General features: G+C 61.8%; 15 protein-coding genes and 1 tRNA gene. 8 read left to right on the top strand and 8 right to left on the bottom strand.

What is annotated here, in order from left to right; translation table 11 throughout:
* Positions 1 to 55: 55 nt before the first annotated feature.
* On the top strand, positions 56 to 922 hold the full coding sequence (locus P3R82_RS26130; protein WP_283196425.1) for an endonuclease/exonuclease/phosphatase family protein: 867 nt from the start codon (positions 56 to 58) through the stop codon (positions 920 to 922).
* 37 nt (positions 923 to 959) lie between these two features.
* Here P3R82_RS26130 and P3R82_RS26125 read toward each other — a convergent pair whose 3' ends face one another.
* The 4 genes from P3R82_RS26125 to rplU all read right to left on the bottom strand — a co-directional run bounded on the left by P3R82_RS26125 (position 960) and on the right by rplU (position 2,930).
* Positions 960 to 1,550 carry a GNAT family N-acetyltransferase gene (locus tag P3R82_RS26125; RefSeq protein ID WP_283195883.1) on the bottom strand — a complete coding sequence of 197 codons (591 nt, stop codon included), beginning with the start codon at positions 1,548 to 1,550 and terminating at the stop codon, positions 960 to 962.
* Complete coding sequence (locus tag P3R82_RS26120) at positions 1,547 to 2,179, bottom strand: GNAT family protein (RefSeq protein WP_283195882.1); 633 nt, start codon at positions 2,177 to 2,179, stop codon at positions 1,547 to 1,549. Before P3R82_RS26120 ends, P3R82_RS26125 begins: the two co-directional genes overlap by 4 nt.
* A 129-nt stretch (positions 2,180 to 2,308) precedes the next feature.
* The gene (gene rpmA, locus P3R82_RS26115) at positions 2,309 to 2,578 is read right to left on the bottom strand and encodes a 50S ribosomal protein L27 (protein ID WP_004127267.1); all 270 of its coding nucleotides are present in this window, start codon (positions 2,576 to 2,578) and stop codon (positions 2,309 to 2,311) included.
* A gap of 34 nt (positions 2,579 to 2,612) precedes the next feature.
* The gene (gene rplU / locus P3R82_RS26110) at positions 2,613 to 2,930 is read right to left on the bottom strand and encodes a 50S ribosomal protein L21 (protein WP_018901071.1); all 318 of its coding nucleotides are present in this window, start codon (positions 2,928 to 2,930) and stop codon (positions 2,613 to 2,615) included.
* A 314-nt stretch (positions 2,931 to 3,244) separates the two neighbouring features.
* Here rplU and P3R82_RS26105 point away from each other — a divergent pair.
* A tRNA-Ser gene (locus P3R82_RS26105) sits at positions 3,245 to 3,334 on the top strand.
* A gap of 229 nt (positions 3,335 to 3,563) precedes the next feature.
* Here P3R82_RS26105 and P3R82_RS26100 read toward each other — a convergent pair.
* Positions 3,564 to 3,893: a DUF2322 family protein gene (locus P3R82_RS26100; RefSeq protein WP_283195881.1), complete on the bottom strand. Its 330-nt coding sequence runs from the start codon at positions 3,891 to 3,893 to the stop codon at positions 3,564 to 3,566.
* A gap of 93 nt (positions 3,894 to 3,986) precedes the next feature.
* Positions 3,987 to 4,301 carry a DUF6074 family protein gene (locus tag P3R82_RS26095; protein WP_283195880.1) on the bottom strand — a complete coding sequence of 105 codons (315 nt, stop codon included), beginning with the start codon at positions 4,299 to 4,301 and terminating at the stop codon, positions 3,987 to 3,989.
* 194 nt (positions 4,302 to 4,495) lie between these two features.
* Here P3R82_RS26095 and P3R82_RS26090 point away from each other — a divergent pair, with 194 nt between their 5' ends.
* Genes P3R82_RS26090 through P3R82_RS26075 form a run of 4 tightly spaced genes read left to right on the top strand, consistent with a single transcriptional unit; the run spans position 4,496 to position 7,117 of the window.
* Complete coding sequence (locus P3R82_RS26090; protein WP_283195879.1) at positions 4,496 to 5,131, top strand: lysophospholipid acyltransferase family protein; 636 nt, start codon at positions 4,496 to 4,498, stop codon at positions 5,129 to 5,131.
* Complete coding sequence (locus tag P3R82_RS26085) at positions 5,128 to 6,078, top strand: phosphatidate cytidylyltransferase (protein ID WP_283195878.1); 951 nt, start codon at positions 5,128 to 5,130, stop codon at positions 6,076 to 6,078. Before P3R82_RS26090 ends, P3R82_RS26085 begins: the two co-directional genes overlap by 4 nt.
* Positions 6,075 to 6,467, top strand: coding sequence for a hypothetical protein (locus P3R82_RS26080; protein ID WP_283195877.1), 393 nt, complete (start codon positions 6,075 to 6,077; stop codon positions 6,465 to 6,467). Before P3R82_RS26085 ends, P3R82_RS26080 begins: the two co-directional genes overlap by 4 nt.
* A complete protein-coding gene (locus P3R82_RS26075) occupies positions 6,464 to 7,117 on the top strand; it encodes a CDP-alcohol phosphatidyltransferase family protein (RefSeq protein WP_283195876.1) in 654 nt (217 codons plus the stop codon). Before P3R82_RS26080 ends, P3R82_RS26075 begins: the two co-directional genes overlap by 4 nt.
* Positions 7,118 to 7,291: 174 nt before the next feature.
* Here the strand turns inward: P3R82_RS26075 and P3R82_RS26070 are convergent, their stop codons facing one another.
* Positions 7,292 to 8,074, bottom strand: a complete 783-nt coding sequence (locus P3R82_RS26070; protein ID WP_283195875.1) for a class I SAM-dependent methyltransferase — start codon at positions 8,072 to 8,074, stop codon at positions 7,292 to 7,294.
* 354 nt (positions 8,075 to 8,428) lie between these two features.
* Here P3R82_RS26070 and galE point away from each other — a divergent pair, with 354 nt between their 5' ends.
* Positions 8,429 to 9,412: a UDP-glucose 4-epimerase GalE gene (gene galE / locus P3R82_RS26065; RefSeq protein WP_018901079.1), complete on the top strand. Its 984-nt coding sequence runs from the start codon at positions 8,429 to 8,431 to the stop codon at positions 9,410 to 9,412.
* Between the two features lie 12 nt (positions 9,413 to 9,424).
* The gene (locus tag P3R82_RS26060) at positions 9,425 to 10,945 is read left to right on the top strand and encodes an alkaline phosphatase family protein (protein WP_283195874.1); all 1,521 of its coding nucleotides are present in this window, start codon (positions 9,425 to 9,427) and stop codon (positions 10,943 to 10,945) included.
* Between the two features lie 7 nt (positions 10,946 to 10,952).
* Here P3R82_RS26060 and P3R82_RS26055 read toward each other — a convergent pair whose 3' ends face one another.
* Positions 10,953 to 11,462, bottom strand: coding sequence for a DUF1993 domain-containing protein (locus P3R82_RS26055; RefSeq protein WP_283195873.1), 510 nt, complete (start codon positions 11,460 to 11,462; stop codon positions 10,953 to 10,955).
* Positions 11,463 to 11,522 lie beyond the last annotated feature (60 nt).

Raw genomic sequence — 11,522 nt, 5'->3', positions numbered from 1 at the left:
TGGACGCCCGTCTCGGCCTGATCGATATAGGCCGTTCAGCCGGAGGTCAAAGATTATCGTTAGGTTTGCGAGCTATAACATACAGTACGGCTTCGGTCTCGACGGCACGTACGATCTGAAACGAATCGCCGACAGTCTTGCCGGCGCCGATGTCATCGCGCTCCAAGAAGTCACCCGCGGCTTCGCGCGAAACCGATATGCCGACATGGTGGCCGATCTCGGCGCCCTGTTCCCCGACCATTTCTGGGTCTACGGACCGGGCTGCGACCTGCATGTCGCGGAGATCGACGGCCATCCGGCACCGCGCGGCATGCGCATGCAGTTCGGCAACATGATCCTGTCGCGCTGGCCGATCCTGTCGACCCGCACGCTGCTTCTGCCGCGCAGCCGAACGCTCTCCAAGCTCAACCTGCAACGCTGCGCCACCGAGGCCGTCATCGACCTTCCCAGCGGCGCCGTGCGCGTCTACTCCGTCCATCTCGATCACATCTCCAGCGACGAGCGCATCCGCCAGCTGGTTTATCTGAACGAGCGCATCAACGCCTTCCCTCATGAGGGCGGATCGCTGACCGGTGCGCGTGAGTTCGAGATCGAGGAGCTTCCGCTGCCCGAAGACTACCTCGTCATGGGCGACTTCAACATGCTGCCGGAATCGCCCGAATACTGCGCTTTCGCCGGCCGAAAGGATGGATATTACGGCCGCACGGCGCGCATCGGCACCCCTGTAGACGCCTTCGAGGCGCTCGGCGCCTATCAGCCCGACGGCTACAGCTGGATGGATCCCGCAAATCATGGCAAGCGCATGCATCTCGATTACGTCTTCGTCGGTTCTGGCCTTGAAAGCCGGCTAAGATCCGCACGGATCGACACCTCGGCCATGGGGTCCGACCACTTCCCCGTCTGGGTCGAGATCGACAATTGAGAAGGCGCCCCGAGATCTGGGGCGCCTCCAATTTTCATCATGAGGCGCTCTTGCCTTGCTGCAACGCGCCGGGCTTCAGCATGGTCTCGACATGCGTCACCATCGTGTTGCGGGCGAAGCTGAAGACCTCGCTGCAACCGGTCATGCGGAAGCCGAGCTTTTCCTGCAGCCTCAGCGACGCCGGATTGTCGGCGAAGACACCGGAATGCACGACGGTCTCGGGCATGCGCCGCGAGAAGCGCTCGAGCGTGGCGGAAACCGCCTCGCTCATGTAGCCACGCCGCCAGTAATAACGGTTCAGCCAGTAGCCGAGATGCCAGCGGCCATGGCGAAGCTCGATCGACACCACGCCGATATGGGCGTCGTCGCCACTGGTGATCGCCATCTGCCAGTCCGGCAGCCGGCCCGCCGTCACCGGCACCAGCCAGTCGAGCGCGTCCTGCCGGTCGTAGGGTGCGGGCACCCGTGCCAGCATCCGCGTCACCGCGAAGTCGGACAGCGATTCCGCGATCGCGTCGGCATCGCTTAGCCGGTGCGCCCGCAGAAGAAGCCGCTCGGTCGCGATATCGGGCTGCGAACCGGCGGTGACGACCTGGGGTCTTGGCCTTTCGAGGCTGAGCGCGCTCATAATACGCTCCCCCAGCTTCTCAGCGACATCCAGGTCTTGCGGTCGAGCCTGTACCATTCGACCGGCACGTTGCTCCCAAGCGCCAGCGAGGCGGCAAGCCCCGATCCCTGGAACTGGAAACCGCACTTCTGGATGACCCGCCGCGAGGCGACGTTCATCACCCGGCAACGCGCGTCGATCTGATCGACATCCTCGCGGGTGCGGAACACCATGTCGACGAGCGCATGGCAGGCCTCGGTCGTGAAGCCCTGGTTCCAGTAGGGCTCGCCCAGCCAATAGCCGATCTCGACGGTACGACCGTCGAGATGCGGCTCGACACCGCAGCAACCGATGAAGGCGCCGTTTTCGGCTTTGGTGATCGCATAGACGCACTTGCCAATCTCGCCATTTTTCGTGCGTCGCACGAAGTCGGCGGCATCATTGGCCGTATACGGGTGCGGCATGCGCGACACCATTGTGGCGACTTTGGCGTTGTTGGCGAGATGGGCAAGGGCGTCGATGTCTTCTTCGTGGGGCGCGCGCATGACGAGCCTTTCCGACAGTAAGACAGGGCAATCGGTCCTTAACCGCTCCGGCCGCAGCCGCTCTTCGGGAGACCTTTGGTCTCTCCGTAACAATTCGCCTTGCATGGTTCAGTCCTCCTTGAGGGTAAAGAAAAAGGGGAGATGGGTGGTGCCCCATCTCCCCTTTTGTCTTGACTGAACCTGGTACGCTCAGCCGGGTCGATGAGACACCGGCTGCTATAAAGCGCTACCGGCTTATTCCGCTGCTTCCGCTTTCGGCATCACGGATACGTATACGCGGCCGTTGGCCTTCGTACGGTAGTTCACATTGCCGGCGGTGAGAGCAAAGATCGTGTGATCCTTGCCGAGGCCGACGTTGGAACCCGGGTGCCACTGCGTACCGCGCTGACGCACGATAATGTTGCCTGCGATGACGGCTTCGCCGCCGAACTTCTTCACGCCAAGGCGCTTGGATTCAGAATCGCGACCGTTGCGCGACGAACCGCCAGCTTTTTTGTGTGCCATTGGAGTTCTCCTTTAAACCTTAAGTCCCGTGATCTTACTTAGCAGCCACGATGTCCGTGATACGGACAACGGTGTGGTGCTGGCGATGGCCGCGCGAGCGCTTCGAGTTCTGACGACGGCGCTTCTTGAAGGCGATGACCTTCTTGCCGCGGTTGTGCTCGACGACTTCGGCCTTGACGGACGCGCCCTTGACGAAGGGAGCACCGATCGCGGCATCGGCGCCTTCGCCGATTACGAGGACTTCGGTGAATTCGATCGATTCGCCAGCGGTGACTTCAAGCTTCTCGATGGTCAGCACGTCGTTTGCCGCCACACGGTACTGCTTACCGCCGGTCTTGATGACTGCGAACATTTTTTATCCTTTCATGTTCGTTCCGGCTCGACCCGCATCAAACAGGTGGCCGTCTTTTTATCAGTCGATGTTAAGCAGGGATTTCAGGGCTTTTGCCCGGGAACTCTGGCTGCCGGTGATGCCCCGCGCGGGCGCGGGACGGACAAGGCGCGGATTTATCCACACCTATTGGGTTGCGCAGATACGCGAGCATAAAAAAACTGTCAAGGTAAAAGGATGACAAAAGGATGAAATGGCTTGAGATTACGACTTGCCAGCCCGCCAAACTCTCGCTATGAGACAGCCCGCGCCGAACAAGCGCCGACCAACGAAGCGGAGAGGTGGCTGAGTGGTCGAAAGCACCGCACTCGAAATGCGGCATACGGGCAACCGTATCGTGGGTTCGAATCCCACCCTCTCCGCCATATTCCCCGATGTCCGACCCGGGCACATCGGCAACAATCCGCACCTGACATAGATGACACCCTCGTGCAGAACGCGGTTGTCCGTTGTTTGCAACGTCCAATGTCCGGGGTCGATATATCCGAAATCTTGGCGCAGGAAGCCGGCGAAAGCCGACGTCGTCGCCCCCGCGTGCTTCACCGGCACATCGAGGTCGTCGTCAAACTCGCAGGTTGGCCTGCATGGCGCTCGTCACCGAGCAACAAGTTGAATGCCCAACGGGGCAGCGCCGCCGATGATATCGAGCAAGCGGTCGATATTGGGATGGGCGCCGGGGCGGGTTTTCGCGTCGGCGGTGTGCTCGGCGAAAAGGTCCAGCGCGTAGGTCGCGGCCTGTTTGTCGAGGATGCCGAAACATTGCCGCAAATATTGATAGACCGCGAGCGAGCCCTGTTTGCCCGGCTGATTTTCGATCGTCGCGACAACGACGCCGGCCGGGTCGGTAAGGTCTATGCGAGCAAGGCCTTCGACTGACGGCAACAGTTTCAGATTGTCCTTGAACGAAGCCGTTGGCTGGATCATCGCCGGTTCCTTTTCGCGTGGCGGGTTTGCCTTGCCTCTAGCAGCTTCGGCTCCATATCGCCACGCCGCACAACAAAACTCACACTCTCCCGCTCACCGCTTCAGCGCGCGGCCGCTGCGGCTTTGCGAAATCGCCCGCGACTGCGAGCGCAGCACGAGGGCCTGCTGCACCTCGGCCTGGAAAACCATCACCTGGTGGCGAACTTCCGCCTCTGGCAGGCCGAGCGATTCCAGTTCGCTCGCCAGGCGCCGGCACTCGGTCTTCCAGTATTGAACGGCATCGGCACCGTGCAGGCGCTCGAGTTCGGCGGCGCTGCGGTCGATGTCGCCAGCGCGCGAGGCCACAGGGAAAAGGACGATTTCACTTGTGGTCATGGCCTTCAAACTCTTGCTTGTGTTTACCGACATCGATTCGTTCCGTTGTGTTCGACATCATTCCTACCGAAGCATGGTTAACGCTTTGCTCCACCATCTCGTGCCCTTTCCCGGGATGGACGCGGCCGCCGGAGGTCGAGCAAAAGCCGAGGGCTTTTGATCCGCATGAAACAAGGCTACACATCTTGAATGTGTCGGGTGGACGGGGGATCGCTTTGGTACGGACGATGATCGCGAGGCCGGTGGCGACGGCCATCGTTCTGTTTGCGCGCGCCATAACGGCCGTGCGCGCCATTTGGTCGGGCGACGGCCCCACGGCCGACACCTGCGTCTATTTCGCCAATCATTCGAGCCACGGCGATTTCATTCTGGTTTGGGCCGTTCTGCCGCCCCGTCTGCGTCGGTTGACACGCCCCGTGGCGGGCGCCGAATACTGGCTGAAATCCGCGATCACCCGTTTTATCGGCCGCGACGTCTTCGACGCGGTGTTGATCGAACGCGAGCGCGACAAGCGGACCAGCGATCCGATCGAGGTGATGGCCAATGCGCTGGATGCCGGCTCCTCGCTCATTCTCTTTCCGGAGGGAACCCGCAATCTGACGGATGCTTCGCTCCTGCCGTTCAAGAGCGGGCTCTTCCATCTCGCGTCAGTGCGTCCGGATATCCGCCTCATCCCCGTCTGGATCAACAATCTCAACCGCGTCATGCCGAAGGGCGAGATCGTTCCGATCCCTCTGATCTGCACCGTCACCTTCGGGGAGCCGATGCACATGCATCCTGGCGAAGACAAGCAGGCCTTTCTCGATCGGGCGCGGACGGCCCTTCTCGCCCTCTCTCCAAAGCAGCCAGGCGGTGGCGAATGAATACGGCGAATTCCGACCTCTTCACGCTCGTTCTCGGCATCCTCGCGGTGCTCGTCGTGGCGTCCGCGATCGGCTATGTCCTGCAGCGGCGCCTCTCGCCGGACGGCGGCAACGCCTCCATCGAGAACCTCAACGCACGCATCAAGGCGTGGTGGGTGATGGCGATCCTGATCGGCATCGCCTTCATGATCGGCCGCGTCGGCATCCTGGTCCTGTTCGCCTTCTGCTCCTTCGCGGCGCTGCGCGAATTCATCACCTTGACGCAGACGAAGCGCGCCGATCACTGGGCGCTGGCGACCGCGTTCTTCATCGTGCTGCCGTTGCAGTATTTTCTGCTCTGGACGAAACAGTACGGCATCTTCTCGATCTTCATTCCCGTCTATGCCTTCCTGCTGATGCCGATCATCTCGGTGCTGCGCGGCGACACCGAGCGCTTTCTGGACCGGATCGCGGAGGTACAATGGGCGCTGATGATCTGCGTCTTCTGCGCTTCCCACGTTCCCGCGCTGCTGACGCTGACGATCGCCGGCTATGAGGGCCGCAATGTGCTGCTCATCGCCTTCCTCGTCATCATCGTGCAACTGAGCGATGTGCTCCAATATGTCTGGGGCAAGCTCTTCGGCCGCACCAAGATCGCCCCGAAGCTCTCGCCCTCCAAGACCGTCGAGGGCTTTGTCGGCGGCGTTGCCAGCGCCACGCTGATCGGCGCCGGCCTCTGGTGGATCACGCCGTTCACGCCGCTCCAGGCCGGGCTGCTCGCTTTCGTCATCACCCTGATGGGCTTTTTCGGCGGATTGGTGATGTCGGCGATCAAGCGCGACCGCGGCGTCAAGGATTGGGGCAACCTGATCGAGGGCCATGGCGGGCTGATCGACCGGCTCGATTCCGTCGTCTTTTCCGCCCCGATCTTCTTCCATATCGTCCGTTACTGGTGGTCGGTCACATGACGACCCGACTGCGGCGTATCGCGGGCAACGGCATCACCCATGTGACCTTCGCCTTCTGCGCGATGGGCGGCTGGGCGATGTTCGCGAACCGGGGCTACCCACCCGGCCGCTTTCTGCTCGCCGGCCTCGTCCAGGGCACGTTGTCCGCCCTTTTGACGCTGTTTCTGAAAACCGCGGTCGAGCAGCTGTCGCGCCGGACTTCTGGAACGCACGCCCTCTGGGCGCCGCCACTGATTGCCTGCCTGGCATCGAGCGCCATTCTGGCGACGATCCACGCGCTGAGCGGCACCCCTGAAATTTTGAAAACGATCGCGCTGCCGCTGGCGGTCTCGACCAGCTATGCGGCGATCTACAATTATTCACTGTACCGGAAGGGGAAGCGGGCATGAGCGAAACAGGTGACCGCAGGCCGCTGGCGAGCCGCGACACGCACTGGGCGCGTTCGACGGCGCAATGGCTGGCGTCGAAATCCGTCACGCCAAACCGGATCTCGCAGGCAAGCATGATCGCGGCCGCGCTTGCTGGCGGCGCGTTCTTCTTGTCGGGACATCAAACGGGCTGGGCGCAGGCGCCCTTCTTCGTCGCGGCCGCGTTTTTTTGCCAGCTGCGGCTGCTTTGCAATCTCTTCGACGGAATGGTCGCGGTCGAGGGCGGGAAGGGGGCGGCAGATGGGCCGTTCTGGAATGAGTTCCCCGACCGGGTCGCCGACATCCTGATCCTTGTCGGGGCAGGGGTGGGCATCGGGGCGCCGGGGCTTGGCTGGGCGGCGGCGGCGTTTGCCGTGCTCACCGCCTATGCGCGCGAACTCGGCCGGGCCACAGGGCAGCCAAGCGATTTCTCCGGCCCCATGGCCAAGCAGCACCGTATGGCAACAATATCGGCCGCCGCCATTCTATCGGTGTTTCAGCCGCTCTGGGGCGGCACCGACCAAGTCCTGTTTGCAGCACTATGGCTGATCGCGGTCGGCGCCGCCTTCACAGCCCTTCGTCGCGGTCGCCGGCTTGTTGCGGGCTTGAAGAGCGATGGCCGCCGGTCCTGATCGTCGCTCCATTCGATTTCGCCGGGCGTACCGAAATTCGCCAAACTGCGCTTGCGCAAAGTTAGCGTAGCAATAAAACAGCCGCGTCGCTTCCGTTTTCCCCGAAGCGGCCTTGGACTAGCCTCGCTTCGGCGAGGCATTTTTCTTTCTATCGCCCTGAACGCCGCAAGCCGGCTATCGATAGGCTCGCTCCGAAAACACGCCCATGCCGCTGCGCACTAGAAGCTGGTGCACGAGCCGCCGACGCATCGGATTTTCCAGCCGCGCCGCCTTTGACCCGAGAAACTCGGTTTCGACATGTTCGAACGCGGCAAGATCGGGCGAGGCCGCGATCGCCCTCGAATATTCGGCGTGAAACGCTCGGCGGCACACATAGGTCTTGTATTTGGTGATGCAGAAGACCGCGAACTCGCCCTGCTGCTCGCGCAGGAAGTCGGCGACGCCGACCGTCACCTCCGGCCACGTCGGGTTGAACGTGTCGTCGAAGGCGATGATGCCATGATCGGTCAGCGTATCCGCCGCCAGATGCGTGTCGGACAGGACATGATGCAGCATATGCCCGCCATCGATGCTGAAGAACCGCACCGCTCCCACCTTCGCGAAGATGTCGGCTGGCTTCAGAAGCGTGCTGTCGCCCTTGATCACCAGATCTTCCATCACAGGAAGGCCGAGCCGGCGGCCGTTCTCGATGAACTGCAGATATTGCGCGCTGCCCTTCGTTGCACCGTCGATATCGAAAAGATCGATGGCGACGATTGGCTCACGGTCGCCGCAGATGCGCCGGAAGAGGAAATAGGATCGCCCGTAATAGACGCCGATCTCCGCGACCGCGCCTTCAAAACCCGCGAGAGCTTGGTGCCGCAGGATCGCGAGGAACACCAGAGCATCCGGAGGATCGATGTAACCCTCGATCGTTTGGAGATCATGAAAGATGAACTTGCGAATAGCTGCATCCATGCGCGATGATTTTCCAGATATCTTTGAAGTCGATTAGTCCAAGCACGACGACATTGGACAGGAACTCAAAGCATAGACCATGCATGAAAGCTAAAATAAGGCAGTATCACTGCAGTCGAAGTTACAGTTTCTATCAGGACCTCCGGGAATATTCTCGGGTCTTCATGTGTTGATCATGCATCGCAGGCGAATAGTCCTTGTTCGATCGGCCTTCGATCTCGGCGATTGAAAATCGGTAATCGCGTTGGCCATAAGATGCGGTGAAAGCGCCAGGGAGCCCACTTCGTTCTTTTTATCGCCATGTCGTTGGCCTAACTCTGGTGCTGTCCGATTCCAAATCACAGAAGGTGGTGCATGGCAGGTGAAACAGTTCTGGTCGTTGGTGGTGCGGGCTATATCGGCTCCCACACATGTCTCGATCTCGCCAACAAGGGCTTCAAGCCCGTCGTTTACGACAACTTCTCCAACGGGCACCGCGAGTTCGTCAAATGGGGGCCGGCGGAAGAAGGCGATATCAGGGATCGCGCGCGCCTCGACGAGGTTCTGGCCAAGCACAAGCCCGCGGCCATCCTGCACTTCGCGGCCCTGATCGAGGTCGGCGAGTCGGTCAAGGATCCGGTCGCCTTCTACGAAAACAACGTCATCGGCACGCTGACCTTGCTGGCGGCTGCCCAGGCTGCCGGCATCAAGGCTTTCGTCTTCTCCTCCACCTGCGCGACCTATGGCCTGCCGCAAAGCGTGCCACTGGACGAGACGCACCGGCAGGTGCCGATCAACCCCTACGGCCAGACGAAATACATCGTCGAGCAGGCGCTTGCCGATTACGACAAGTACACCGGCTTCCGCTCGGTCGTGCTGCGCTATTTCAACGCCGCCGGCGCCGATTTCGAAGGCCGCATCGGCGAGTGGCATCAGCCGGAAACCCACGCCATCCCGCTCGCGATCGACGCGGCGCTTGGCCGGCGCGACGGCTTCAAGGTGTTCGGCAGCGATTACGAGACCCGCGACGGTACCTGCGTGCGCGACTATATCCACGTGCTGGATCTTGCCGATGCGCATGTCCGCGCCGTCGAGCATCTGCTGCGCGGCGGTGAATCGGTCGCCCTCAATCTCGGCACCGGCACCGGCACGACGGTCAAGGAACTGCTCGGCGCCATCGAGGACGTGTCCGCCAAGCCATTCCCCGTCGAGTATGTCGGTCGGCGCGAAGGCGATTCGCATACGCTGGTCGCCAACAACGACAAGGCACGCGAGGTGCTCGGCTGGGTGCCGCAGCACGATCTCTCCCAGATCATCCGCTCGGCCTGGAACTGGCATTCGAAATCCAACCATCACTGATTGGCCAGATCGATGACGGGCAAACCGAACATTCTGCTGATCACCGCGGACCAGTGGCGCGGTGATTGCCTCTCGGCACGAAACCACGCCTGCGTCAGGACACCGAATGTCGATGCGCTGGCGGCCGAGGGCACGCTGTTTGCCCGTCATTTCGCTGGTGCCGCGCCGTGTTCGCCGGCGCGCGCCACGCTCTATACCGGTCTCTACCAGATGAACCATCGGGTTTGCCGCAACGGCTCGCCCCTCGATGGCAGGTTCGACAATCTGGCGCTCGCCGCACGCCGCGCGGGCTACGAGCCGACCTTGTTCGGCTACACGGATACCGCGCCCGATCCGCGCGGCACCAATGCCAACGATCCGCATCTGACCACCTATGAAGGCTTGCTCCCCGGCTTCACCGCGCGGCAACTGCTCCCGGAACATGAGAGACAGTGGCTGTCCTGGCTTCGCTCGCGCGGCCACGAGGATGCCACGAGCCGCGACATTCATACCCCCGTCAACGCCACGCCCGGCGAGATTTCCAACGCCCCAACCGCCTATTCGAAGGATGAAACGCAGACGGCATTCCTGACCGGCGAGTTCATTCGATGGCTCGGCGAACAGGACAGGCCGTGGTTCGCACACATATCCTTCCTGCGCCCGCATCCGCCATTTTCCGCGCCGGCACCTTATAGCGACATGTTTTCGCCTGCGGATGGACCCACCTTCTCCCGCGCGACCGATCGACAGGGCGAGCAGGCGTTGCACCCCTATCTCGCCTACGCGATGCCGCGCAACGACAAGGGCAGCTTCATCCACGGCGCGACAGGCCCGGTCGACGACTGGAACGAAGAAGACATCGCGGCGATCCGCGCCATCTACTATGGAATGATCGCCGAGGTGGACGCGCAGCTCGGCCGGATCTGGGCCGCGCTCAAGGATGCCGGCGCCTGGGAAAACACCGTCATCATCTTCACGTCGGATCATGCGGAGATGGCCGGCGATCACTGGACCTTCGGCAAGGGCGGCTTCTTTGACGGGAGCTATCACATCCCGCTGGTCATTCGCGATCCCCGATCGGCCGACCGTGGCCAAACGGTCGAGCACTTCACCAGCGCCGCCGATATCTTTCCGACGCTTTGCGAGCGCCTGAACGTCGAGCCGGAAAACGGCCTGGACGGGCAGTCGCTGCTACCCTTCACCGAGGGGAGGGAGGTCGTGAACTGGCGGGATGCGGCCTTCTGGGAGTTCGATTTTCGCGATATCGCTCACCAGCATGCCGAGCGCCACTTCGGCCTGCGATCGAACGAATGCAATCTCGCCGTCATCAGGGACGAGAACTTCAAATATGTGCATTTTGCCGGTCTGGCGCCGTTGCTCTTCGATCTCGGGAACGACCCGATGGAGCTGCGAAATGTCGCGGCCGACCCGGCGCACGCGTCGACGCGGCTCGCTTATGCTGAAAAGCTGCTGTCGCTGCGCGCCCGCCACCTCGACCAGACCCTGGCCTATACCGAACTGACGGAGAATGGGCCGGTTCGACACCGGCCCTGAGCGCGCGTCAGGAGAAACGTCCGAGATAATCGAGCTTGCCGATCTGCGCGCCCTTGTTGCGCAGGATCGCGTGCGCCATCGAGATGTGGAAATAGAAATTCGGCAGGGCGAAGCTCATGACGTAGTCGTCGCCACGGAAGACCGTTCTGTGGCCACCGGGAGAGATGACGACCTCGCGCGTTTCGGCGCCATCGAGCGCATCCGGCGAAACGGTCGCCAGATAGGCTTCCGTTTTAGCGACACGCGCCCGCAGATCAGCGATCGTCGTCTCGTTATCCTCGAATTTCGGTGCATCGGCGCCCGTTAGCCGTGCAATGGCAAGCTTGGCGCTATCGGTGGCGCGCTGGTACTGGCCGGAAAACGGCAGCATGTCTGGCGCCAGCCGTGTGGCGACGAGCTCCACGGGATCGATGCCCGTCTCGCTGGCGAAGGCCTCCGCCTTGTCGAGATAAGCGGATAGGGTTGTCAGGCCACGCTGAAATACAGGCACTGTCAGGCGATAAATTGAGATAGACATTGCGCTCTCCACCAGGGCCGACGATCGGCCACCGTTTGCGCGATATCATATAGTCGGGCC

The sequence above is a fragment of the Rhizobium sp. AN80A genome (genome assembly GCF_030053015.1).
Taxonomy (GTDB): domain Bacteria; phylum Pseudomonadota; class Alphaproteobacteria; order Rhizobiales; family Rhizobiaceae; genus Rhizobium; species Rhizobium metallidurans.
Note: the sequence above shows the minus strand (reverse complement) of the source record. Positions and strands in the feature narration are given on the sequence as shown.

Bases quoted from the DNA above. Each gene is read 5' to 3' on its own strand.
- P3R82_RS26125 (WP_283195883.1), bottom strand. From the start codon at position 1,550: ATGAGCGCGCTCAGCCTCGAAAGGCCAAGACCCCAGGTCGTCACCGCC.
- P3R82_RS26120 (WP_283195882.1), bottom strand. From the start codon at position 2,179: ATGCAAGGCGAATTGTTACGGAGAGACCAAAGGTCTCCCGAAGAGCGG.
- rpmA (WP_004127267.1), bottom strand. From the start codon at position 2,578: ATGGCACACAAAAAAGCTGGCGGTTCGTCGCGCAACGGTCGCGATTCT.
- rplU (WP_018901071.1), bottom strand. From the start codon at position 2,930: ATGTTCGCAGTCATCAAGACCGGCGGTAAGCAGTACCGTGTGGCGGCA.
- P3R82_RS26100 (WP_283195881.1), bottom strand. From the start codon at position 3,893: ATGATCCAGCCAACGGCTTCGTTCAAGGACAATCTGAAACTGTTGCCG.
- P3R82_RS26095 (WP_283195880.1), bottom strand. From the start codon at position 4,301: ATGTCGGTAAACACAAGCAAGAGTTTGAAGGCCATGACCACAAGTGAA.
- P3R82_RS26090 (WP_283195879.1), top strand. From the start codon at position 4,496: ATGATCGCGAGGCCGGTGGCGACGGCCATCGTTCTGTTTGCGCGCGCC.
- P3R82_RS26085 (WP_283195878.1), top strand. From the start codon at position 5,128: ATGAATACGGCGAATTCCGACCTCTTCACGCTCGTTCTCGGCATCCTC.
- P3R82_RS26080 (WP_283195877.1), top strand. From the start codon at position 6,075: ATGACGACCCGACTGCGGCGTATCGCGGGCAACGGCATCACCCATGTG.
- P3R82_RS26075 (WP_283195876.1), top strand. From the start codon at position 6,464: ATGAGCGAAACAGGTGACCGCAGGCCGCTGGCGAGCCGCGACACGCAC.
- P3R82_RS26070 (WP_283195875.1), bottom strand. From the start codon at position 8,074: ATGGATGCAGCTATTCGCAAGTTCATCTTTCATGATCTCCAAACGATC.
- galE (WP_018901079.1), top strand. From the start codon at position 8,429: ATGGCAGGTGAAACAGTTCTGGTCGTTGGTGGTGCGGGCTATATCGGC.
- P3R82_RS26060 (WP_283195874.1), top strand. From the start codon at position 9,425: ATGACGGGCAAACCGAACATTCTGCTGATCACCGCGGACCAGTGGCGC.
- P3R82_RS26055 (WP_283195873.1), bottom strand. From the start codon at position 11,462: ATGTCTATCTCAATTTATCGCCTGACAGTGCCTGTATTTCAGCGTGGC.